18 protein-coding genes and 1 pseudogene are annotated in these 22,511 nt (G+C 62.5%); 13 read left to right on the top strand and 6 right to left on the bottom strand.

Annotated elements, in window-relative coordinates:
- Positions 1-12 precede the first annotated feature (12 nt).
- Together AC0V7N_RS32745 and AC0V7N_RS32740 are read right to left on the bottom strand one after the other, a co-directional pair.
- Positions 13-636, bottom strand: coding sequence for a DedA family protein (locus AC0V7N_RS32745; protein ID WP_475452363.1), 624 nt, complete (start codon positions 634-636; stop codon positions 13-15).
- A gap of 185 nt (positions 637-821) precedes the next feature.
- Positions 822-2,231: a HAMP domain-containing sensor histidine kinase gene (locus tag AC0V7N_RS32740; RefSeq protein WP_475452362.1), complete on the bottom strand. Its 1,410-nt coding sequence runs from the start codon at positions 2,229-2,231 to the stop codon at positions 822-824.
- Positions 2,232-2,429: 198 nt separating this feature from the next.
- Between AC0V7N_RS32740 and AC0V7N_RS32735 the strand changes: the two genes are divergently transcribed.
- From AC0V7N_RS32735 to bamA, 5 genes and pseudogenes are all read left to right on the top strand, one after another.
- A complete protein-coding gene (locus AC0V7N_RS32735) occupies positions 2,430-2,966 on the top strand; it encodes a response regulator (protein ID WP_496627538.1) in 537 nt (178 codons plus the stop codon).
- The gene (locus AC0V7N_RS32730) at positions 2,921-3,121 is read left to right on the top strand and encodes a winged helix-turn-helix domain-containing protein (RefSeq protein ID WP_496627537.1); all 201 of its coding nucleotides are present in this window, start codon (positions 2,921-2,923) and stop codon (positions 3,119-3,121) included. The genes AC0V7N_RS32735 and AC0V7N_RS32730 overlap by 46 nt, the downstream gene beginning before the upstream one ends.
- Positions 3,122-3,231: 110 nt before the next feature.
- A complete protein-coding gene (locus tag AC0V7N_RS32725) occupies positions 3,232-3,750 on the top strand; it encodes a hypothetical protein (RefSeq protein WP_475452360.1) in 519 nt (172 codons plus the stop codon).
- Positions 3,751-3,977: 227 nt separating this feature from the next.
- Positions 3,978-4,556, top strand: a complete 579-nt coding sequence (locus tag AC0V7N_RS32720) for a class I SAM-dependent methyltransferase (RefSeq protein WP_496627536.1) — start codon at positions 3,978-3,980, stop codon at positions 4,554-4,556.
- Between the two features lie 228 nt (positions 4,557-4,784).
- A pseudogene (bamA, locus tag AC0V7N_RS32715) lies at positions 4,785-7,107 on the top strand (outer membrane protein assembly factor BamA).
- A gap of 550 nt (positions 7,108-7,657) precedes the next feature.
- Here bamA and AC0V7N_RS32710 read toward each other — a convergent pair.
- Both AC0V7N_RS32710 and AC0V7N_RS32705 read right to left on the bottom strand, forming a co-directional pair.
- Positions 7,658-9,055, bottom strand: a complete 1,398-nt coding sequence (locus AC0V7N_RS32710) for an ATP-binding protein (protein WP_496627535.1) — start codon at positions 9,053-9,055, stop codon at positions 7,658-7,660.
- Entirely contained in the window at positions 9,052-9,771 is a 720-nt protein-coding gene (locus AC0V7N_RS32705) for a response regulator (RefSeq protein WP_475452358.1), read from the bottom strand. The genes AC0V7N_RS32710 and AC0V7N_RS32705 overlap by 4 nt, the downstream gene beginning before the upstream one ends.
- A gap of 223 nt (positions 9,772-9,994) precedes the next feature.
- Between AC0V7N_RS32705 and AC0V7N_RS32700 the strand changes: the two genes are divergently transcribed.
- The 3 genes from AC0V7N_RS32700 to AC0V7N_RS32690 all read left to right on the top strand — a co-directional run bounded on the left by AC0V7N_RS32700 (position 9,995) and on the right by AC0V7N_RS32690 (position 14,987).
- A complete protein-coding gene (locus AC0V7N_RS32700) occupies positions 9,995-11,239 on the top strand; it encodes an efflux RND transporter periplasmic adaptor subunit (RefSeq protein ID WP_475452357.1) in 1,245 nt (414 codons plus the stop codon).
- A gap of 9 nt (positions 11,240-11,248) precedes the next feature.
- Positions 11,249-14,389: an efflux RND transporter permease subunit gene (locus AC0V7N_RS32695; protein WP_475452356.1), complete on the top strand. Its 3,141-nt coding sequence runs from the start codon at positions 11,249-11,251 to the stop codon at positions 14,387-14,389.
- 328 nt (positions 14,390-14,717) lie between these two features.
- The gene (locus tag AC0V7N_RS32690) at positions 14,718-14,987 is read left to right on the top strand and encodes a hypothetical protein (RefSeq protein ID WP_496627534.1); all 270 of its coding nucleotides are present in this window, start codon (positions 14,718-14,720) and stop codon (positions 14,985-14,987) included.
- A 348-nt stretch (positions 14,988-15,335) separates the two neighbouring features.
- Here the strand turns inward: AC0V7N_RS32690 and AC0V7N_RS32685 are convergent, their stop codons facing one another.
- Positions 15,336-16,121, bottom strand: coding sequence for a UTRA domain-containing protein (locus AC0V7N_RS32685; RefSeq protein ID WP_496628042.1), 786 nt, complete (start codon positions 16,119-16,121; stop codon positions 15,336-15,338).
- Position 16,122: 1 nt separating this feature from the next.
- The gene (locus AC0V7N_RS32680; RefSeq protein ID WP_475452354.1) at positions 16,123-17,160 is read right to left on the bottom strand and encodes a Gfo/Idh/MocA family protein; all 1,038 of its coding nucleotides are present in this window, start codon (positions 17,158-17,160) and stop codon (positions 16,123-16,125) included.
- A 178-nt stretch (positions 17,161-17,338) separates the two neighbouring features.
- Between AC0V7N_RS32680 and AC0V7N_RS32675 the strand changes: the two genes are divergently transcribed.
- The 5 genes from AC0V7N_RS32675 to AC0V7N_RS32655 all read left to right on the top strand — a co-directional run bounded on the left by AC0V7N_RS32675 (position 17,339) and on the right by AC0V7N_RS32655 (position 22,507).
- Positions 17,339-18,607, top strand: a complete 1,269-nt coding sequence (locus tag AC0V7N_RS32675) for an ABC transporter substrate-binding protein (protein WP_475452353.1) — start codon at positions 17,339-17,341, stop codon at positions 18,605-18,607.
- Between the two features lie 98 nt (positions 18,608-18,705).
- On the top strand, positions 18,706-19,593 hold the full coding sequence (locus tag AC0V7N_RS32670; protein WP_475452352.1) for a carbohydrate ABC transporter permease: 888 nt from the start codon (positions 18,706-18,708) through the stop codon (positions 19,591-19,593).
- An 8-nt stretch (positions 19,594-19,601) separates the two neighbouring features.
- On the top strand, positions 19,602-20,477 hold the full coding sequence (locus AC0V7N_RS32665) for a carbohydrate ABC transporter permease (RefSeq protein WP_475452351.1): 876 nt from the start codon (positions 19,602-19,604) through the stop codon (positions 20,475-20,477).
- 57 nt (positions 20,478-20,534) lie between these two features.
- On the top strand, positions 20,535-21,578 hold the full coding sequence (locus AC0V7N_RS32660; RefSeq protein ID WP_475452350.1) for an SIS domain-containing protein: 1,044 nt from the start codon (positions 20,535-20,537) through the stop codon (positions 21,576-21,578).
- On the top strand, positions 21,578-22,507 hold the full coding sequence (locus AC0V7N_RS32655; protein ID WP_475452349.1) for an ROK family protein: 930 nt from the start codon (positions 21,578-21,580) through the stop codon (positions 22,505-22,507). Before AC0V7N_RS32660 ends, AC0V7N_RS32655 begins: the two co-directional genes overlap by 1 nt.
- Positions 22,508-22,511 lie beyond the last annotated feature (4 nt).

The raw sequence follows: 22,511 nt of genomic DNA, 5'->3' as shown, positions 1-22,511 counted from the left end.
CTGGAGCCCGGTTCAGGACGCACTGCCTCGTCGCCTCGCCTTGGCAAGGACGATGAGCAAAGCCACGGCCTCGATCGTCAGAAGCGCGATGAACAATCCCATGCCGATCTGGGGTGCCGACCAGCCTTGCCGACGCAGCAGATAACCAGCCGCCGCCAAAGGCGTGATCCAGCACTGGGCGCCGATCGCCGTTGCTGCAAGGAAGGGCAGCAGGGGTCGCCGGAGCACGCCGGCCGGCAATGCCTGAAAGATCCGGACTGTCGGAACCATCTGGCCCGCAACCGTGATGCGGAACGGTCGTCCCTGATAGGACGCCGCGATCCGATCGTAGAGCTGAGGCTTCAACAGTATCCAATGGCCATAGCCCATGATCAGGCGGCGGACGCGCCGCTGGCCAACGAACGCGCCGACGCAATACCACCCGGCGGCTCCCCCGACCGAGCCGATTGTCGCGATGAGACACCGCAGCAGGAGGTCGACCTCACCGGATGCTCCCATGCCTATCGCCGGAAACAGCACGTAGGACGGGAGAAGGGGCAAGAATTTCTCGACAAAGGACACCAGGAACACCGACGGAAGGTCCACAGCCTCCCCGAGCCGCTCAAGGGTTTGGCTGAGATAAGGAAAAGCCGCCATCTATCGGCACCACCCATCGTCGCTGATGCTCTTGGGGCAACGGCGGCATGTGCCCGACATGGATGCGCCTCGCAAAGGGCCGGTAATTTTCATCTGCGGTCTTTCGTTGAAAAGCATTTCATCGAAACAAGCCGCTGATTGTTTCCGGGGAATTTCCGAGGTCCGGCGCAGACGCCAGGCGTGCTTTACTCGCGACAGAGTGGCACGACGACGAGAGCCATGAGCCCCCCTTCGAACCGATTGTGAAGGGTGATGTCTCCTCCATGCGCACGCGCCACCGCTCTTGCGCTGGCAAGGCCAAGTCCCGTGCCGCCAGTGTCTCGGTTGCGGGACGATTCCAGCCTGTAGAACGGTTCGAAGACGCGCTCGAGTTCCCCTTCCGGGAGACCTGGTCCACGGTCTGCGATTTCGATGAGAACCTGCTCGTTCTTCTGTCGCAGCGTCACCTCGGCTCCGCCGGCATAACGAACGGCGTTTTCAACCAGGTTGGTGAAGAGCGCCCGTAACCCGCCTACATCGGCATCGACTGTGGCGTCGGCGCCCGGCTGCATGGCGACACTGGCACCGCGATCGGCCATTCCGTCGACCACGCTCTCGATCAGTGTTCGCAGCTCGAGTCGCTGGCGGCGGATAGGCTGTGTGCCATCGCGGACGAAGCCGAGCGCGCTGCGAATGCGCTCGGTCATCTCCTTGATCTCGGCATCTGCCGCCTGTTTCATGCCGGCCGGCGCGTCCTCCAGCAGCAAGGTGAGCCGCATCAACGGCGTGCGCAGGTCATGGGCGATTGCCGCCACCATGGTCGTGCGGTCGTCGACATAGCGCTTGAGCCGGGCCTGCATGGTGTTGAAAGCGACCACCGCCGCGGCAATCTCCGGCGGCCCCTTGATCGGGGTGAGCGGCGGCACCGTCGGGTCGCGTCCCAGCCGTTCGGCAGCTGCCGAAAACAGATTGACGGGTGCTGCGATGCGCCGTGAAATGATCCAGGCGAGCGGCGCGGCTATCAGCAGCGTGCCTGCCAGCATCAGCAGGGATTGCCGTTGCCATGGTTCGATCGTGCCGCCGGTTGGGCTGATCACCCGCCATCGGCCGTCAGCCAGGCGAAGCGCAGCCGTGAAGCTGCCGATGATCAGATCCGAGCGGCTGGCATCGCCGGCTTTCGCCTCGAACGGTTTGGCCGTTCGCCCGGATTCGAGGCCCTCGATCTGCTTCTGGTAGTAGAATTGTGGCGGCCTGGATATGACCACCCGAACCTGCTGCTCCTCGACGCCGAGACGCTCGGCAAGTCCGACGCGTACTTCAAGGTCGCGCTTGTCCTGGTCGGCTTCCGGGGGCGGCTCGCCCACCGATACCCTTAGTTGCGGCGACTGGCTCCGTCCTGAACTCAGCGCGTCGGCAATCTCGCTCAACTGGTGGATTCGCGGTTCGGGCAGACGCACCAGAAAAACGCTGGCGAGGTTGAGCGCCTGGGCGCAAAGAACGGCACCGAGTGTGACGGCAAAGATACGAAGGAAGAGTGGTAGTCCGCGCCGCGCAACGCGCGGTGGGTCGCTCTCGGACTTTATCGGCGGTCCTTCCCGTCCTTGGATGTCATTCATTGCTTGCCCCGATGCCGCTCAACGGCTCGATCCTGCCGCCGCCTCGTCCATTCGCTGCTGTTTGTTTCCCTGGTATTTCAGGCAATTTGCCGCCCTTGGCGGCGGCAGCGTTTCAGGGCCGAAAACCCGGAAACATTCCAAACACATTTGGATGCGAATTGAGATGCCATGATGACCGCAACTCAGGATGAGGGGCCATTGGCCACCTTGCTCGTCGTTGACGACGATGTGGGCATACGCTCGCTGCTCGCCACCAATCTGGGGGCGCGAGGCTATCAGGTCGCCACGGCCGCGAACGCCTCTGAAATGCGGCGTATTCTGGCGCGGCTGCCCGTCGATGTGGTCATCCTGGATGTCATGATGCCGGGCGAGGACGGTCTGTCCGCGTGCCGGCGCCTGGAGGAAAGCGGCGGTCCGCCGGTCATCCTGCTCAGCGCGCTTGGCGAGGAAACCGACCGGATAATCGGGCTGGAGCATGGCGCCGACCGCTATCTGCCCAAGCCATGCAGTGCGCAGGAGATTCTGGCGCATGTGCGGACGGTCTTGCGCAGGCGGAACAGACTGGAAGAGCTGCCCGCAGCCTGTTCTTTGCCGGGTACCGTGTCGATCTGGATACGCATGAACTGTTCAATCGCAAGGGGGTGCTTATCGACCTTTCCGACGGCGAGTTTCAAGTGTTGCGGGTGTTCATGGATCGCCCGCGGCGCGTCCTCTCCCGCAACGACCTGCTCATAGCCGCTCGCGGGTCGGACAGCGAAGCGTTTGACCGGGCGATCGATGTCCAGGTCAGCAGGCTTAGACGCAAGCTGAAGGCGGGAGAGGACAGCCTCATTCGTACGGTACGCAATGAGGGCTATATGTTCGTGCCGAAAGTAACCACGTCGCCATAGCCGGGCCATGCGCCTCGGCAGCATGAAATCATCCGGCAACATGCGGAAACATTGCGGAAACGTGGCGTTTCTAACGTCTGTCCATCGCAAGCACGAAGGAACAGGCCACCATGCGATCCATTGTTGTTGCCCTTGCCCTGACCGCGGCTTCGGTCGCCCATCCAACATTGGCTGGTGGCGACAGCCCGGACAGGCCGGCGGCGGTCTTCGCCATGGGCGATGGAGCTGACGACGTGAAGATTCCCCATGCCCGCAGGGATCGGGGCAAGGAATTTGCCCGGGATGACGATGCCAAAGGGCGCAAGTCCGACGCGCTCGAACTGGCTGCGCAACTGTTCGCGATCGAAACACGCATCGGAATCAGGGCCGGTCAGCTCGATGCGTGGCGCGACTACACGACGAGCTTGCAAAGCTTGCTCATGCCGGCAGCCAAATCCCAGGGTGACCAGGACGAGCAGAGCGATCCGCGCGGGCCGAAGGACCCTTTTTACCGGGAACAGAAACTGGCGGATGCGCAAATCGAAAAGGCCGCCGCGGCCGAGAGGCTCCGATCCGCAATTGCGGCGCTACGGACCGTGCTGACGCAACAGCAACTTGAACAGCTTGCCTCGATGAACCGTTGGGAATGAAATTCCTAAACCCGATGGCTCAACGAGCAAGCGGCGGCTCCCAACCTCATCGCCCGGGTATTCAACCCTGAACCGGGCGGCCCCCCCGGCGGGGTTGGATCCGCCGTGCCGGCCAACCTTGTCGAGACTGAAGGTCGACCGGGTTGGCCGGCGTTCCTCTCCGCACAACGAAGCATCGGCGGCTGCGCCAATCGGCCTCCGCCAAACCTTGATCGCGATGGAATCCCATGAAAAAAACCGCCGCCGATACAATGCTTTTCCTCCGCGCCTGGATGGCAAACCCCCTCGGTGTCGCCGCTGTAGCGCCGTCCGGCACGGCACTTGCCGGTTTGATAACCCGCGAAATCGATGCTTCCACCGGTTTCGTCATCGAACTGGGACCTGGCACGGGGGTGTTTACCCGGGCTTTGCTGGCGCGAGGCGTGCAGGAAAAGAACCTGACGCTTGTCGAGGTCGGCTCGAACTTCGCGGCAATGCTCGGGCTGAGATTCCCGAAGGCCCGCATCCTTTGCGTGGACGCCGCCGATCTGACCGCGGTCGACTATTGGCGAAACGGCAAGGTGGGAGCCGTGGTCAGTGGCCTGCCGCTGCTGTCGATGCCAACGGCAAAAATTATCGCCATCCTGACCGGTGCCTTCTGGCATCTCAGGGATGACGGCGCTTTCTACCAGTTCACCTACGGTCCGCGTTGTCCCGTGCCGGCCTTCATACTGGATCAACTCGGGCTGAGAGCGACACGCATCGGGAGGACTTTGCGAAACATTCCTCCCGCAGCGGTCTATCGCATCTCGAGGGAGCGCCGGTGATTTCCGCCTGATAGCGGCGACAGCTGTCCGACCTGGGAGCCTCATTGGCGCCATCGGGAGTGGAAACATGCCGGAAATATTCGCTGCCTAGGAAGCGGTAGCCCCAACAATCCGGATTCCTCAGACATGCAGTTGGCCTTCCCTCGTTTGCCGGCCTTTCGCAACTGGTGCGCAACGGCGAAATCGATCCTCCAGCCGAGAACAGTTCCCCTTGAGCAGGATCGTCGATTGCTCAGGCTTCTGTGCGCCGGCCTCGCGATGGCTTTGTTTGTTGTTGTCGGCAGCGCGCACGCTGCCGTCGTCTCCAGCATCGAGGTCAGCGGCAATCAGCGTGTCGATGCCGACGCTATCCGCGCTTACGTGTCCATCAAGCCCGGCAAGGATTTCCACCAACGACATCGACGATGCGGTCAAGAAGCTGTTCGGAATGGGGCTCTTCTCGGACGTCCAGATCAACCAGGTCGGATCCACGCTGGTCATCAAGGTCTCCGAATACAAGGTGGTCAACCAGGTCCTGTTCCAGGGCAACAAGAAGCTCAAGGATACGCAACTGGCCTTGGGCATCCGGTTGAAGCCGCGCGGCACCTTCTCGCAAGCCGCACTCGATGCCGACGTCGAGGCGGTCAAGCTCGCCTACAGGAAGATCGGCCGCGACAATGCAGTGGTGACGTCGCAGATCATGGATCTCGGTGAAAACCGAGTGAACGTGGTCTTCAAAATCAATGAGGGAAGCCGCACCCAGATCACGGCCATCAATTTTGTCGGCAACACTGCTTATTCGAGCCGCCGTCTGTCGGATATCATCACGACCAGGCGCACATCCTATTTGTCGTTTCTTTTGCGCGATGACGTCTATGACGAAGACAAGCTGCGCGCGGACCAGGAGCTGCTGCGCCGCTTCTACTACAATCACGGCTATGCCGATTTCCGGGTCGTCTCGGCGGTCGGTGAGCTGGACGAAAACACCAACAAGTATACGGTCACGATCACGGTCCAGGAGGGCGACCGCTACACATTCGGTGACGTCAGCGTCGACAGTTCTATTCCGGGCGTCAATGGTGCAGGTCTGGCGTCGGTGATCGAAACCCGCAAGGGCGACATCTACAACGCCAAAAATGTCGAGGACACCATCACCGCGCTGACCGAGAGCGTGGCAGGCGTCGGTTATCCCTTTGCTGAGGTGACGCCGCGCGGCACCCGCAACTTCGACGAGCACACCATCTCGGTCGTCTACACGATCGACCAGGGCACCAAGGCCTATATCGAGCGCATCGAGATCCGCGGCAATGAGCGGACGCGCGACTACATCGTGCGCCGCGAATTCGACGTCAGCGAAGGTGACGCCTTCAACCAGGTCCTTATCCAGCGTGCAAAGAAGCGGCTGGAGGCGCTGGATTATTTTGAGAAGGTCGATATATCGGCCGAACCGGGGTCGGAGCCCGACTACGTCGTGGTCGTGGTCAACCTTGTCGAGAAATCGAGCGGCGACTTCTCGATCGGCGCCGGCTATTCGACCGGCGCCACGCCCGGCCCGACGCTTGAAGGATCGATTACCGAGCGCAACTTCCTCGGCCGCGGCCAGTTTATCAAATTGTCGGCGTCCGGCGGCACCACGTCACAGAACTACGATCTCTCCTTCACCGAACCTTATTTTCTCGGGCGGCGCATTGCAGCTGGGTTCGACATCTATCGGTCGACAAGCGACTTCACCAATTACACCACCACCTCCACGGGCGCGACCCTACGGCTTGGGCTTCCGGTAACCAACGATCTCTCGACCCAGCTGGCCTACAACATCGTGCAGGAAGAATATGGATACTCCGACACTTGCGACACCACCGACGACCCGGCCAGCCCTGACGTCGATTGCGACGTTTCCCAGGCGATCCGCCAAGGTGTTGCGGAAGGAGCCTGGATCAAGTCGTCGGTGGGTGCCGGCCTCGTCTACAACAGCGTCGACGACATGAAGAACCCGCATGAGGGGCTCTATGCCAGCATAAATGCCGAAGTAGCGGGTCTTGGCGGCGACGCGAAATTCATCAAGTTCACGACGCGCGCGACCGTCTACCAAACGCTGTCGGAGCAGATGGACATCGTCGGGCTGTTGTCGGCGGGGGCAGGGCACATCGAGAGCTACGGTGGCGATGGCTTGCGCGTTTTCGACCATCTCCAGGGCAACGACAAAATGATCCGCGGCTTTGCCTCTGGTGGCATTGGTCCGGTGGCCGTCGGCACCAGCGGCGACCATCTTGGCGGCACCACCTATTTCAATGCGTCGGCGGAAGCGCAGTTTCCGCTGCCCGTCATCCCGGAAAGCTTTGGCCTGCGCGGTGCTGTGTTTGCCGATACGGCAACGCTCTATGGCAGCGAGGTCGATCCGGCGCTGGTCGATCCCTCGACCACCGGCATGCAGTGGCGGGCTTCGGTCGGCCTCAGCCTGATGTGGGCTTCGCCCTTTGGCCCGATCCGCATCGACTATGCGGTTCCGGTGAAGAAAGCCCCGACCGACGATATCCAGGAATTTAACTTCGGCCTCGCCACACGCTTCTGACGGGTGCTGTGTTCCCGATACAAATTGGGACAAAGCGGACACACTCAACGGACAGACTGCTGCTAACCCTAGCGTCCTCAAGGCGAACCGATTTCATTGCGTGACCTGGGGTCACCACGATTGAATTGATCCGATGGGGAGAAGGATCAGCGTTTGGGGCCGGGCCGTGTTGCGGCTTGATCGAAACCTGAATCTTCGGCACGCCCTGTCGGGCCTCAGGGTTCCGGGCGGCAGGCATCCGCTCATCTGAGACTTTCGGTCGATGTAACCCCCACATCGACAGTCACGTCCCACCGCGATGAAAGTCTCTCGATGCCGAGGCTAAGCCGCCCGGAACCCCCATGTACGCCTTCTTGTTCTTTTCAAGCACAACAGGTTCAGCAAAGGCCCATGGGCAACACCGGGATGCTTCGGTGTTGCCGCGGCCAGAGCAATTCCAGGAAAAGTGTGAAACGGTTTTCCCGGGAAAAGCGCATAGCGCTTGCCCTTGGGAATTGCGTCAAAACAAAGAGTTAGAGCAGATCGCCGTTTCCGTATAATGATGAGCGCTCTAGAGACGTGGCAAGCTCACCGCGGCACGGAGGCCGGGGTTGTTGGGCGAAAGCACGATGTCGCCGCCGTGATGGCGAACAATCGCCCGGGCGATTGAAAGCCCGAGCCCGGCCCCGCCGGTCTCGCGGCTGCGTGACTGCTCCAGGCGATAGAAGGGCGCAAAAACCTGCTCGATTTCCGCCGGCGGGATACCTGGGCCCTCGTCGTCGACCAGTATGTCCACCGTGGAGGGACTGGACACCAGCCGCACCGAGGCATGGCCGCCGTAACGCAGCGCATTCTCGATCAGGTTGCGGACCGCGCGCTTTATGCCGTCCGGCCGGCAGCGATAGTCGAGGGAATCGCCTTCGACGAACTCCACGTCATGACCGATCTCGGCCAGATCGTCGCAGAGGCTCTCGACCAGCGCATTGAGGTCGACGGTTCGCGTGTCCTCGACCGCCGCTTCGTCCTTGGCGAAGGAAAGCGTCGCTTCCGTCATCGTCTGCATTTCGGCGATCGTCGCCAGGATCTTCTGCTGCAATTCCTCGTCGGCGATGAACTCGGCGCGCAGCCGCAACGTGGTCAAGGGCGTCCTCAGATCATGGCCGATCGCCGCCAGCATCTTGGTCCGGTCATCGACGAAACGCCGCAGGCGCGACTGCATGCGGTTGAACGCTTCGCACAGCTGGCGGATGTCGTCCGGGCCGGCTTCCGGAATGCTCGCGATCGCCTCGCCACGACCGATGGCCTCGGCGGACTTTGTAAGCTCGCGCAACGGGCGGGCAATCCGGTTGGCAAAAAAAACACCGATCGCGCAGAGCACCAGGCCAGTGATGGCAATCGAAAGCAGCGACTGCGTGCGCCAGAGGTCGGAGGTCACCGATTTATAAAGGGCAGCGTTCAGCCACAGATTGCCCTTCAGCGGCGTGACCAGGCCCATGCCGTCTGAACCACTGAAATTGAGGGAACTCGCCGGCCTGGAAATCGTCCACAAGGGCGAGTCCAGATTGCTCCATGCTGTGACCGACGGATCCTTCGTATCGGGCGCCAGACCCGGCTGCTGGGACGTCGAATCCTGAGCGAGGATTTCCGACAGCGGCTGATGCAGATAGCCGATCGCCCTCTGATACCAGTCACTGGTGTTGCCCGCGCGCGGATCTGAATCGGAAATCCAGTATCTGATGTAGCTCGTAGCACTCGCCAGGAGAACGTTGCGTCTCAAATCGGCCGGCATCGAATCGAGCACTTCGGCAAGCGTGGCGGTGCGGCTGATCAATTCGCTTTGCGCGGCCTCTCGCAGCGTGTTCCGCCGCTCGTTCCAGGCATAGGTAAAGGACATGCACTGGCCGATGACCAGGGCAAGCAGCATGAACCCTATGAACTGCCAGGCAAGGCTTCGCTTCCACCAATTCATAGCGCTTCAACTTCGGCCACGAGGCTGTAGCCGCCTCCCCAATGGGTCTGGATGATGCCGGGGTTCTTGGGATCGGTTTCGATCTTCTTGCGCAGCCGGCTGACCTGATTGTCGATGCTGCGGTCGAACGGATGGGAGGATCTGCCGACCGTGAGATCCAAGAGCTGGTCGCGCGTCAGCACCAGCCGCGGACGTTCGAGGAAGACCTTGAGCAGCCGGAATTCCGCCGTGCTCAACGCTATGCCGACGCCATCATTACGCTGCAGTTCGCGCCGGCCCAGATTGAGCTGCCAGCGGTCGAAACGGATGACCTCGCTGCGCAGCATTTCACTTTGATGCGGCAAACTCGTCGCGCGCCGCAAAACCGCGCGCACCCGGGCAAGAAGCTCCCGGGGATTGAACGGCTTCACCAGATAATCGTCGGCGCCGAGTTCGAGGCCGATGATGCGATCGGTATCCTCGGCCATCGCCGTCAGGAAAATGATTGGCAGCTGGTTGGTTGCCCTGATCTGCCGGCATACGGCCAGGCCGTCTTCGCCCGGCATCATGATGTCGAGGATGATGAGGTCCGGTGACGCCGCCTGCATCATCTTGCGCAGCGATGGCCCGCCGTCGGCAACGCTGACGCGGTAGCCGTGCTGCGACAGATATTTGCCGACGAGATCTCTGATATCGCGATGATCATCGACGACGATTATGTGCGGTTGGGCATTCACAAGCTTGTACTTGGTTGATTGAGACTGCGCCGAATATATTGGGATTTCGCACCAACAGCACGCACAAAAATGTATCAAGCTGTCGCAAGACCGGTGCTAAGCCTCTGATCTTTAAAGGTTCACTCTGACGGATTGATACAATTTCACTGGTCTCCGGCACAGCTGTGCGACAACGCAAAACTAGCTTCGGGCCTACACATCATGTCCGAGGACCAGGTCGACCGTGAAAAGCCTTCCCCTCCATGTCATTGCCGGCATTTCGGCGACGCTGCTGCTGTCGGGATGCGAACAGCAGGCAGCGGCACAACGCACGCCACCGCCGGCGGCGAAGCTCGAGGTCAGCGCGCAGACGCTTCGACCGCAGCCGGCGCCGATCACCGCCGAACTGCCGGGCCGGACCAGCGCCTATCTGGTCGCCGAAGTGCGCCCACGGGTCAGCGGCATCATCCGCAGCCGCAACTTCGTCGAGGGCAGCGAAATCAAGGCGGGCGACATCCTCTACGAGATCGACCCCGCGCCCTTGCAGGCCGCTTACGACACCGCGGCCGCCGCCCTTCAGCACGCCGAAGGCGCGGTGCCCAATGCCGAGGCAAAGCTCGAACGCGCCAGATCCCTGCAGACACGGAACATCGTCAGCCGCGAGGCGCTTGGCGATGCCGAGGTCGCCGCCTTGCAGGCGCGCGCCGATGTCGCTTCGGCAAAAGCGGCGGTGGAGACGGCCCGCATCAATCTCGATTACGCAACCATCCGCGCGCCCATCGGCGGCCGCATCGACGCCTCGACGGTCACGGTCGGCGCCCTGGTGACAGCGGATCAGGCGACGGCGCTGACGACGATCCGGGAACTCGACCGGATCAAGGTCGATCTCACGCAGTCGAGCATGAACCTGCTGCGGCTGAGGAAGGCGATCGCGCAAGGCCGCATCAAGGCAAGCGGCAATGAGATCCCCGTCCAGCTCGAGCTTGAGGACGGCACGGTCTATGGCCAGCCGGGCGAATTGCAGTTCTCCAACACGGCCGTCGCCGAGACCGTCGGCACCGTGATGCTGCGGGCCGTCTTTCCGAACCCCGACCGCATCCTTTTGCCCGGCATGTATGTTCGCGCCAGTGTTCAGGAGGGCACGGCGATCGATGGCTTCCTGGTGCCGCAACGCGCCGTGTCCCGCAACGCCAGGGGCGAGCCGGTTGCCAAGTTCGTCACTGCCGCCGGCAAGATCGAGAGCCGTGGGCTTGTTGTGGATCGCATTGTCGGCAACAGCTGGCTGGTCAGCCAGGGCCTGGCGGACGGCGACCGGATCGTCGTCGAAGGTGGCCAGCGCGTCCAGGACGGCCAGGACGTGGCCGTCAGTGCGGTCATCGTCGACGACGCGACCGGAGAGGTGAGGGCGGCGGACGCCGGCTCGGGGCCGAAGCCCGCCGGCCAGGCAACGCTCTCGCCGGCCATCCTGACGACGTCCTCCCTGAATTGAGCCGCGCCAATGTCCCGTTTCTTCATCGACCGCCCTGTTTTCGCGTGGGTTATCGCGATCACCATCATGCTGGCGGGTGCGCTGTCGATCACGACGCTTTCAGTGGCGCAATATCCGCAGATCGCTCCGACAACCGTGCGCATCACCGCGTCCTATCCCGGCGCTGACGCCCAGACCGTGGAAAACTCGGTGACCAAGGTCATCGAGCAGGGCATGACCGGCATCGACAATCTCGACTACATCGCCTCGACCTCGACCGCGACCGGGCAGACGTCGATCTCGCTTACCTTCACAAACAGGGCCGATCCCGATGTCGCGCAGATGCAGGTGCAGAACAAGCTGCAGCTGGTGACGGCGCAACTGCCGCAAGTGGTGCAGAACACCGGCATCACCGTGGCCAAGTCGACATCAAGTTTCTTCATCGTCGTCGGCTTCGTTTCCACCGACGGCAAGCTGACGCCCAGCGATCTGGCGGACTATATCGACACCAATCTCAACGACACGCTGAAGCGCGTGCCCGGTGTTGGCGACACCCAGCTTTTCGGCGCGCGCTATGCCATGCGCATCTGGGTCAATCCCGATGAGCTGGCAAAATACCAGCTGATGGTGTCGGATGTCGCCGCCGCCATCCAGGCCCAGAACACGCAGGTTTCCGTTGGTCAGCTTGGCGCCTTGCCGCAGCGCGACGGCCAGCAGCTCAACGCCACGATCACGGCCGGCAGCCGCCTGCAGTCGCCGCGGCAATTTGAAAACATCATCCTGAAGAGCCAGCCCGACAGCAGCCTGGTGAAGCTGTCCGACGTTGCCAGGGTCGAACTCGGCGCCGAAAGCTACACGACGTCAGGCGTGTTCAACGGCATGCCGGCGGCAGGCCTCGGCATCAGCCTGGCGGGCGACGCCAACGCCATGGACACGGCCGCTGCCGTTCAGTCGACGATCGACGGCTTGCGCGGCACGCTGCCGGCCAATGTGCAGGTGACCTATCCCTACGATACGACGCCCTTCGTCAGGCTCTCCATCGAACAGGTCGTCATGACGCTGTTCGAGGCGATCGTGCTGGTTTTCGTCGTCATGTTCGTCTTCCTGCAGAACATCCGCGCCACGCTGATCCCAACACTTGCCGTCCCGGTCGTGCTGCTCGGCACCTTCGGCGTGCTTGCCGTCTGCGGCTATTCGATCAACACGCTGACCATGTTCGGCATGGTGCTGGCGATCGGGCTGCTGGTCGACGATGCGATCGTGGTGGTCGAGAATGTCGAGCGCGTCATGGAGGAGGAAGACCTCTCGCCGCGCCAGGCGACGATCAAGTCGATGCAGGAGATCACTGGCGCGCTCATCGGCATCGCCACGGTGCTGTCGGCGGTGTTCGTGCCGATGGCGTTCTTCTCGGGTTCGGTCGGCGTCATCTACCGCCAGTTCGCGGTGACCATCGTGTCGGCGATGATCCTGTCGGTGATCGTTGCCTTGATCCTGACGCCGGCGCTCTGCGCCACCATCCTGAAAAGGCCCGCGCACGGAGCGCGGCAGCGTGGCGTCTTCGGCATCTTCAACCGCGGTTTCGAGCGCGGCACGCAGCTCTACCAGCGCGGCATCCACGCCATGATCCGGCGCTCCGCCATCTTTCTCGCCGTCTTCTTGCTGATCGCGATCGCTGTCGGCTACCTCTTCAACCGCCTGCCGAGCTCTTTCATTCCCGAGGAAGACCAGGGACGGCTGATCACGACGATCCAGCTGCCTCCAGGTGCTACCGCCGACCGCACGAGAAAAGTCCTCAATCAGGTCATGACCTACTTCAACACACAGGAAAAAGACTATGTCGATGGCGTCTTCGGCAGCGTCGGCTTCAACTTCAGCGGCCAGGGCCAGAATGTTGCGATCGCCTTTGTCGATCTGAAGGATTTTGCCTTGCGCACGACACCGCAATCGAGCGCGCGGGCCATTGCCGGACGAGCGATGGCCGCCTTCTCCAGGATAAAGGATGGGCGCGTGATTGCGCTGGCGCCGCCGGCCGTTCCCGGCTTCGGCAGCTCCGCTGGTTTCGACCTCTTCATCAAGGACACTGGCGGGGCAGGGCACGATGCGCTTATGGCGGCGCGCAACCAGATGCTGGGGATGGCGGCGCAAAGTCCGGTGCTGAGCGGAACGCGGCCGAATGGTCTGGACGACACGCCGCAATACGCCATCACCATCGACCAGGAGAAGGCAAGCGCGCTGAACCTCAGCCTGGCGGATATCAACGACACCATGTCGACCGCATGGGGCGGCACCTATGTGAACGACTTCATCGACCGTGGCCGCGTCAAACGCGTCTACGTCCAGGCGGACCGCGATTTCCGCATGCAGCCGGACGATTTCGATCGCTGGTATGTGCGCAATTCCGACGGCGCCATGGTGCCGTTCTCCGCCTTCGCCACCGGCAAATGGACCTACGGCTCGCCGCGCCTCGAACGATACAATGGCGCCTCGGCGGTCGCGATCCAGGGATCGGCGGCCGCAGGCGCGAGCTCCGGCGACGCCATGAACGAGGTCGACGCCCTGATGGCGCGGCTGCCGCAAGGTTTCAGCCACGAGTGGACGAGCCTTTCGGCACAGGAAAAGCTCTCCGGCAGCCAGGCCATGCAGCTCTATGCGATATCCATACTCGTCGTCTTCCTGGCGCTCGCCGCGCTCTACGAAAGCTGGTCGATCCCCTTCGCGGTCATGCTGGCGGTACCGATCGGGGTGTTCGGCGCGCTGGCTGCCGCGATGCTGTTCGGCCAGTCCAACGACGTCTATTTCAAGGTCGGCCTGCTGACGACAATCGGGCTCGCGGCCAAGAATGCCATCCTGATCGTCGAATTCGCCATCGACCAGCAGAAGGCCGGCAAGGAGCTGGTGGCAGCCACACTGGAAGCTGCCCGTCAGCGGCTGCGGCCGATCCTGATGACCTCGCTCGCCTTCATTCTCGGCGTGCTGCCGCTGGCGATCGCGCATGGCCCGGGATCAGGCAGCCAGAATTCGATCGGCATCGGCGTCATGGGCGGGATGATCTCGGCGACCGTGCTTGGCGTGTTCTTCATCCCGCTGCTCTTCGTCACCACCCGCAGACTGTTCAAGCCGGCGGCGAAAGCCGGCCATATCGATGAGCAGGCGGCGCTGGCCGACCACTGACCCGACGCTCTCCTCTCGACACAGCTTCTGTGCCTTGGTGCGTTCGCCGGACGCATCAAGGCATTCGCGTTTGATTTGCCGGCTGCGGTGCCGGGCGCGAATAGGCCGGCGAGGACAATCGTCATCAAATATGCCGAAGCGACAGAAGTCCGAGGCGGCGATACGCTCTGGTACATTTTCATACAATTTCAGTGGTTCCGGGCAAACACCTGCGACAGGTCTAGTTTAAATTCCGGGGGTAAGCAGGAGGTCACATCACGGTGATGTGATTGAAAGCCGGAAAGTGTTGAACAGCCGGATTAAAATATTCCGTTTGAGGCGCTGATCGGTGAACCTGCTCAATTCAAAGAAAGGAAATACCATGAATAAGCTTGCAACCGCTCTGATGATCCTCGTCGCAACGACCGGCATCTCTTTCGCCGCGAACCAGAATCCGGACCGCGATCCGAGCAGCAGACTTCCGGCCGCCGTCGACAGCCAGACCACCGCTTCCATCAGTCACGCCGCATCCCTGCCGCGCTACCTGATTGCCAAGGATAACGCCCAGCAGCAGCCCGACAACGGCCCGGCCGAGCGCGCCCCCTGGGCCGGCAACTGATGCAGCGGTTTTGAGCAATTCCAGGAAAAGTGCGAAGCGCTTTTCCCACAGGAATTGCGTCAAAGCGAAGTGTTAGAGCGGTTCGCCGTTTTCGTGAAAACGGTGAACTGCCCTACATCGTGAACTGCCCTACATCGTGAACGGCGCAGGCCGGGTTATGTTGTCCTGACTATCCTCAGCTTTTCGCCGGAACCGCCTCCAAGGAAGGTTTCACCTATTCCTTCGAGTAGCTTCAGGTGAATGTTGACGTCGGTTTGCTTCGGTTTCTCGGTGCATGACACAATCGCCGCTGCGCCCCCTCGCTCGTTACCAGCCGGCCGTTCTCGGGTCCCGTCCCACGGGTTCCCGCTATTCGCGATCCAATCGCGGCGGCGCAATACGAGGGGCGGCGGTCTTGCCGGTGCGGGAGAAGGATGTGCGCAGGCGATAGCGGTCGCCGGCGTAGCGGATCGTCGAGGACAGCAGCGGCCGGCCGGCAGTATCGACGATGAGCTGGCGCATGACCAGGGTGGATTTGCCGACATCGATGTCGAGGTGGCGCGCCAGCACGGGATCGGCGTCATGCGCCTCGATCGTGGTTTCGGCGCGCGCCAGGTCGACGCCGGCATCGATCAGCAGGCCGAACAGCGACGCGTTGCGAAAATCGATGCGGCTGAGATCGGGAACGAGGGCGACAGGGAAGAACGAGGTGTCGACGGCGACCGGCACTTGGTCGAGGCGACGGATCCTTTCGAGATGAAACAGTGTCGCGCCGGGCGCGATCGCAAGCTCCTCGGCTTCGTCCAGCGAGGCCGGCGCCTGTTCAGCGCGCAGCACGTCGGAGGAGGGTGTCAGGCCGAGGCGCCGCGCGGTCTCGCTGAACGATTCCAGCGTGTTGGGAAACTCCTTCGGCACCTTGGCCGAGACATACCAGCCGCGCCCGTGCGAGGGCGTCAGCACGCCTTCCTCGACAAGGCTCTGCAGAGCCCGGCGCAACGTCACCCTTGAGATCGACATGCGCGTGAACAGGTCGCGCTCGGCCGGCAGCCGCGCGCCCGAAGCAAGCTTGCCGCTGGCGATCTCCTGCAGGATCGCATCGGCGGCTTGCCGCCAGAGTGGCTCCGGTCCGTCCGACTGCAGTGGCGAGCCCTCCATCTCAGTCACCCCTGATCTTTTCCCATACGCCCGTTCGCATCGAACGGTAGCAGGCGTCAATTATGTGGTTGACGATGACGCCGTCCTCGAACGTTTCCAGCGGCGTCGTCCCCGCCGCGAAGTGTTCCACAAAATGCCGCATCTGTTGCGAAAAACCGTAGGCGCGGGTTTCCTCGGGCACCGGATAGACCCAGCCGGTCTCGGCATCGGCCTTCTCGACGAGATAACCGACCGGCTTTTCGATGAACCCCCAGACCGGACCGACCGACGTGTCGGTGACGATACGGCCGGCCGAGCCGACCAGTTCGTGACGCAGCTGCATGCCGCCTTTCTCGATCCATGAGGATTCGATCGTGGCGAGCTGGCCGCCGGCAAACTTCAGCAGCGCGATCGCTGTGTCTTCCCCGGTTGTCTTGTCACCATGCACGAGGGTTGCGCCCCACGCCATCACTTCGGTGATTTCGTTGTCCTTGCCGAAGAAGTGACGGGCACTTTCGACGGTGTGGCAGCCCATGTCGAGCAGGGCGCCGCCGCCAGCGAGCTCGGCGTTCCAGAAATGCGGCGCGTGTGGCCCCGAATGCGCCTCACGCGCCCGCATGGTCAACAGATTGCCGATGCCGCCAGCCTGGATCATCTGATGGGCCTTGGCGATGTTGGGCGAAAACACCGCGCATTCGGCATAGCCGTGCCAGATGCCGGCGCGCTGGACGATGTCGAGGATCTCCTGCGCTTCCTTGCCGGTGCGCGCCAATGGCTTGGTGCAGATGACGGCCTTGCCATGCCTGGCGGCAATCCTGACGGCTTCGAGATGGATCTCGTTGGGCAGCGCGATTACCACCAGCTCGACCGCCGGATCGGCGCACAGCGCGTCGATATCCCTATGCGCGGTGACCTTGGGACCCCACTTCTTCGCGAAGGCCGTGGCGCGCTCGAAACTGCGCGACGAGCAGGCCACGAGTTCGGCGTTGCGCACGTCGAGCAGCGAGTCCGCATAGGTCTCGGCAATGAAGCCAGAGCCCAGAATTCCAACGCCAATCATTCAAGTCCTCCCAGATTTTTTGCCACCAGTTTGGTGCTGCTCAGCCCGGGCAGCGACCGTTAGATGGAAAAGACAACACAATACCACTTGTCACAAGATGTATCAGTAGGTATGGTCCGAGGCAACAGTGCAAAATCGTGAATCCACACGAGGCACCATCTTGAGGGAGAGCAGGACAATGCGTTCCATAAATGTATCGATCCCGCTGGCGGCGACGCTCGGCGTGATGTTTTCAGGCGGTGTTGGTGCCGCGTTTGCCGATCCTGTCACCATCACCTTGAACAGCTGGCGCACCGAGGACATCGCGGTCTGGCAGGACACCATCCTGCCGGCCTTCGAGGCCAAGCATCCCGACATCAAGGTCGAGTTCGCGCCGATCAACACCAATGAATACAACGCCGCCATCCAGTCGCAGATCGAAGGCGGCGCTGGCGGCGATCTGATCACCTGCCGCCCGTTCGACGTGAACCGCGAATGGATCAAGCGCGGCTATTTCGAATCGCTGGAAGGCCTGCCGGGCCTGGCAAATTTCGACAAGACCTCGCGGGCCGCATGGAGCGGTGCCGACGACAAGGCCTACTGCCTGCCGGTCGCCGCCGTGCTCGCCGGCTTCTACTACAATGCCGACATCTTCAAGGAACTGAACCTCAAGGTGCCGACCACCAGCGCCGAATTCATCGATGTGCTCACGGCGATCAAGAAGGACGGCCGCTACACGCCGCTCGCCTATGGCGCGGCCGAATCCTGGCAGCTCGCCTATAACGGCCTCTACTCGATCGGCCCCGCCTACTGGAAAGGCGAGGAGGGCCGGCTCGGCCTCATCGACGGCAAGAAGAAGCTGACCGATCCGGAATTCGTCGATGCCATTGCCGCCTTCGCGGCCTGGAAGCCGTTCCTGCCCGCCGGGCAGGAGAGCTTGAACTATGCCGACATGACGCAGCTGTTCACGCTCGGCAAGGCGGCCATCCTCCCCGATGGTTCGTGGGACATCAACCAGGCGACCTCGACTGGCCTCAATGTCGGCGTGTTCGGCCCGCCGGTGCCGAAGGCCGGCGATAAGCGCTACTTGCAGGAGATGCCTGACATGGGCATCGGCATCAACGCCAAGAGCACCCACAAGGAAGCGGCCAAAACCTTCCTCGACTGGGTTGCCGGGCCAGAATTCCAGGAACTCTACGTCAACGCAGCCCCCGGCTTCTTTGCCATGAGCTCGAAGCCGGTGACCTACAAGAACAAGCTGGCGCAGGATTTCGCTGACCTCAAGAAGGGCGCTGAACTGACGCCACGCCTGGCGCTCGATCGTCTGAGTGCCGGCACGCCGCCGCTCGACGACGAGACCTGGCGCCTGCTGCAGGTGATGTTCACCAAGTCCGACGTCACGCCGCAGCAGGTCGCGACCGAACTCCAGGCCGGCCTCGCCTCCTGGTACGGACCGCAGAAGAAGTAATCCGGCTCCGCTTCGCGCATGCCTTGCCAGATGGCAGGGCATGCGCAAGCCTGACGGCACGCCGGCAACTTCTGCCGGCGTGAAGATGAGGTTTTCCCTTGATATCTCCCGCTGCCGCTTATCGAAACCTGCTGCTGTTCGTGCTGCCGGCGCTGGCCGTCTATCTGGTCTTTGCCGTGCTGCCGCTGGCGACCTCGATCGTCATGAGCTTCTTCCAGACCAACGGCGCATCGGGTGATGTCTTCGTCGGCCTCGCCAATTACGAGCGGCTGTTCACCCACCCGACCATCAGCGCCCGCTTCTGGAACGCGTTGCTCAACAACATGCAGTATTTCGCCATCCATCTGATTGTCGAAGTGCCGATGGGCCTGCTGCTGGCGGCATTGCTGACGTCGGGCAGACTGGCGCGCTCGGAAGGCATCTACCGCACGCTGCTGTTCATTCCGGCGACGCTGTCGGTGGTGATCGTCGGCTTCGTCTGGCGCCTGATCATCAACCCGCTCTGGGGCCTGGTCGGCTTTCCGCTGCTGGGCACGGAATCGACCGCGCTCACCACCATCTCGCTGATGTCGGTCTGGCAGTATTTCGGCATCCCGATGGTCTTCCTCTACAGCGCCTTGCTGGCGGTGCCCAACGAGCTTGTCGAAGCCGCCAACATCGACGGCGCCGGCGGCTGGACGACCTTCTGGAAGATCAAGTTCCCGCTGATCGCGCCGCAGTTCGGGCTGATCGCCATCCTCACCTACATCTGGACGTTCAACGGCTTCGACCTGGTGTTCGCGCTCAACGGCTCGGCGCCCGGACCGAACTACAGCACCGATATCCTCGGCACCTATTTCTACCGCACCTTCTTCGGCTCGAGCGGGCAGCTTGCCGATCTCGATCTCGGTAGCGCGGTCGCAACGGTGATCTTCCTCACGGTGTTGCTGGTCACCGCGGCCTATTTCTGGCTGATCCAGCGCCGCCTGAAATCCTATTCGGTCTAGGTGCAGACATGAGCGCCCCGGACCTCACCATACCAGCCGCCCGCCGCCGCCAGGACCGCGAACCCTGGACGGCCGAGCGCATCATCGTGCATGCGCTGCTGATCGTTTTTGTCCTGCTTGCCATCGGACCGGTGCTGATCGTCATCATCAACTCGCTGAAGACGACGCCGGCGATCTTCGGCGGACCGTTCGACCTGCCGACGGCCAAGACCTTCAGCCTCGAAGGCTACAAGCGGGTCTTCACGCGCGGCAATTTCATCGTCAATTACCGCAACAGCCTGATCGTCACGGTGACGACCATCGTGCTGACCGTGGTGCTGTCGACGCTCGCGGCTTTTGCCTTGGTTGAATACCGCGTGCGCGTCGCGTCGTTGCTCAGCGGCCTGTTCGTGCTCGGCATCATGCTGCCGATAAGGCTCGGCACCATCCCGCTCATCCAGATGATGCTCGCCTGGAAGCTGATGGATACGCTGGCCGCGCTCATCCTCGTCTACACCGCCATGAGCATCCCGATCGCGGTGACGCTGATGGTCACCTATTTCCGCACCGTGCCGACCGATCTCAAGGAAGCGGCGCGCATGGATGGCGCCAGCGAGCTGCGCACCTTCTGGATCGTGCTGCCGCTGGTCAGGCCGGGCCTGGCGGCGGTCGCGGCACTGACCATGCTGCCGGTCTGGAACGACCTCTGGTTCCCGCTGATCCTGGCGCCAAGCCGGCAGAACCAGACGGTGACGCTCGGCGTGCAGCAGTTCGTCGGCCAGTTCATGAACGACTATCCGGCCCTGCTCGCCGCACTGACGCTCGGCGCGGTGCCGCTGGTGCTGCTGTTCACCCTGTTCTCGCGGCAATTCATCAGCGGCCTCAGCAAGGGCTACAGCAAATAACCGGACCTCCGACAGATTTTAACAAGACCGACAATTTCGAACCGATGGAACACTGAGATGCAGATAGGCACTTACATCCGCCGCCAGCCCGCGACCCTCACCGGCTTGCCAGCGGCAATCGGCGCGGATCTCGCTGGTTTTGCGAGCCTGCGCCAGAAGCCGGAACGGATCGTGCTGCTCGGCACGGGATCGTCGATGAATGCGCTTCTGGCCGGTGCCGAGGCGCTGGAAGAGGGCACTGGCGCCTCGGTGATCGCCAAGGAGCCGGAGGCATTCCTCCGCCTGCCGCCCAAAGTATCGGACCAGCGCACGCTGGTGCTGGCCGCCTCGCAGTCCGGCATGAGCATCACCACGATCGAAGCGGTGCGCCTGTCGGTGCAGCTCGGTTTTCCGACCCTTGTCATCACCGGTGAAGCTGGCAGCCTGATCACCGAGACCGGCGCCGAGATCATCGTCATGCCGATCGGTCCCGAGACGGTCGGGCCCAAGACCATGGGCTATACCGCGACCGTCATCTCGGTGCTGACTGTTGCCGCCAAGCTTGCCGACAAGACGATCGATCTGTCGGGGCTGCTCGCGCGACTGGAGCAGACAGCGGAAACCGGTTTGGCCGCGGCGAAGGATCTGGTCGCCCGGTTCGGCGTGCCCGATTACATTCTGGTTGCCGGACAAGCGACGCATCTCGGCACCGCGCTCGAGGCCTCGCTCAAGATCGCCGAGATCAGCGGCGTGCCGACATCAGCCTTCGACACCGAGGAAGCCTTGCATGGCCATGTCTATGGCACGACGGACAAGAGCCTGGTGATATCAATCGCGCAGACCGAGACCGAGGCGAAGGTCGCCGCCAATCTTGGCGAGGCGCTGGCCGAACTTGGGCCGCGCACCGTCGTCCTCAATCTGTCCGGCCACCCGACCCGCTTCGACCTGGCGGTGAGCTGGCCGACAGCGCCGGAGCTGCAATGGCTCGCCGGCTGCTGGGCGCCGATGCCGCTGCAATGGTATGGCTGCGAGCTGGCGATCGCGCGCGGCATCGATCCCGACAAGATGATCTACCCCAACCTCGGACGGCGGCTCAACGTGCGCATCCGCAAGGAGGCCTGATGGCAACCGCTGTTGGAATCGACATTGGCGGCAGCCTGGTCAAGCTCGGCGTTGTCGATGGTTCAGGCAAGGTGCTGGCGCGCGGTGCGGTGCCTGTGCATCGCGATATCGAATTCGCCGAGTTCGTGCATCTGGTCACCGAGGCGACCGAAGACCTTCGAAAGGCCTATCCCGACATCGCCGCCATCGGCATCGGCGTTCCCGGCACGCCAAACCCCGAGACCGGCATGCTGAATGGCCGCTGCCCGGCAATCCCGGCGCTGCTCAAGGGATCGCTGTCGAAACTGTTCGCCATCCGCTTCGGCGTGCCGGCCGTTGTCCGCAACGATGCCGTCAGCGCCACCCATGGCGAAATGCGCCACGGCGCCGGGCGTCCGTTTTCCCGCTTTGCGCTGCTGACGCTCGGCACCGGCATTGGCGGGTCCATGGTCATCGACCGCAAGGTCATCGACGGTCCCGACGGGCTGCCGCCGCAATTCGGCTGCATCTCGTTGGATCCGGCCCGCACCGACATCGCCGACCCGGTGCCGGGCATGGTCGAGAACCTGGCCAGCGCCCGCGCGCTGGTCAACCGCTATCGCCAGCTCAAGCCGGACACGGATGCCAAAGACGCCGAGACCGTCGTGGATTTGGCCAAGGCGGGCGAGCCGATCGCGCTACAGGTGGTCGACGAGGTGGCCCGCTGGCTCGGCCAGATGATCGGCATCATGTCGAACATGCTCAACATCGAGGCGGCGATCATCGGCGGCGGCCTGTCGCTGGCCGGTCCCTTCTTCATCGATCGTATTGCCAAAAATGTCAGGGATTTCGTGCTGCTTAAACCTGGCCGCCCGCCGGTGATCGTGGCGGCCGAGCATGGCAACGATGCCGGCGTGATTGGCACCGCGGCGCTGGCGCTCGACATGTTCGCACCCGCGGCAAAGGAATAGCGCC

Source organism: Mesorhizobium kamtschaticum (assembly GCF_056174585.1).
The sequence above is the reverse complement of the archived record's forward strand: the minus strand, read 5'-3'. Positions and strand labels throughout refer to the sequence as shown.

Bases quoted from the DNA above. Each gene is read 5' to 3' on its own strand.
- AC0V7N_RS32725 (WP_475452360.1), top strand. From the start codon at position 3,232: ATGCGATCCATTGTTGTTGCCCTTGCCCTGACCGCGGCTTCGGTCGCC.
- AC0V7N_RS32685 (WP_496628042.1), bottom strand. From the start codon at position 16,121: ATGGAGGGCTCGCCACTGCAGTCGGACGGACCGGAGCCACTCTGGCGG.
- AC0V7N_RS32740 (WP_475452362.1), bottom strand. From the start codon at position 2,231: ATGAATGACATCCAAGGACGGGAAGGACCGCCGATAAAGTCCGAGAGC.
- AC0V7N_RS32745 (WP_475452363.1), bottom strand. From the start codon at position 636: ATGGCGGCTTTTCCTTATCTCAGCCAAACCCTTGAGCGGCTCGGGGAG.
- AC0V7N_RS32720 (WP_496627536.1), top strand. From the start codon at position 3,978: ATGAAAAAAACCGCCGCCGATACAATGCTTTTCCTCCGCGCCTGGATG.
- AC0V7N_RS32730 (WP_496627537.1), top strand. From the start codon at position 2,921: ATGGATCGCCCGCGGCGCGTCCTCTCCCGCAACGACCTGCTCATAGCC.
- AC0V7N_RS32675 (WP_475452353.1), top strand. From the start codon at position 17,339: ATGCGTTCCATAAATGTATCGATCCCGCTGGCGGCGACGCTCGGCGTG.
- AC0V7N_RS32655 (WP_475452349.1), top strand. From the start codon at position 21,578: ATGGCAACCGCTGTTGGAATCGACATTGGCGGCAGCCTGGTCAAGCTC.
- AC0V7N_RS32695 (WP_475452356.1), top strand. From the start codon at position 11,249: ATGTCCCGTTTCTTCATCGACCGCCCTGTTTTCGCGTGGGTTATCGCG.
- AC0V7N_RS32710 (WP_496627535.1), bottom strand. From the start codon at position 9,055: ATGAATTGGTGGAAGCGAAGCCTTGCCTGGCAGTTCATAGGGTTCATG.
- AC0V7N_RS32660 (WP_475452350.1), top strand. From the start codon at position 20,535: ATGCAGATAGGCACTTACATCCGCCGCCAGCCCGCGACCCTCACCGGC.
- AC0V7N_RS32680 (WP_475452354.1), bottom strand. From the start codon at position 17,160: ATGATTGGCGTTGGAATTCTGGGCTCTGGCTTCATTGCCGAGACCTAT.
- AC0V7N_RS32665 (WP_475452351.1), top strand. From the start codon at position 19,602: ATGAGCGCCCCGGACCTCACCATACCAGCCGCCCGCCGCCGCCAGGAC.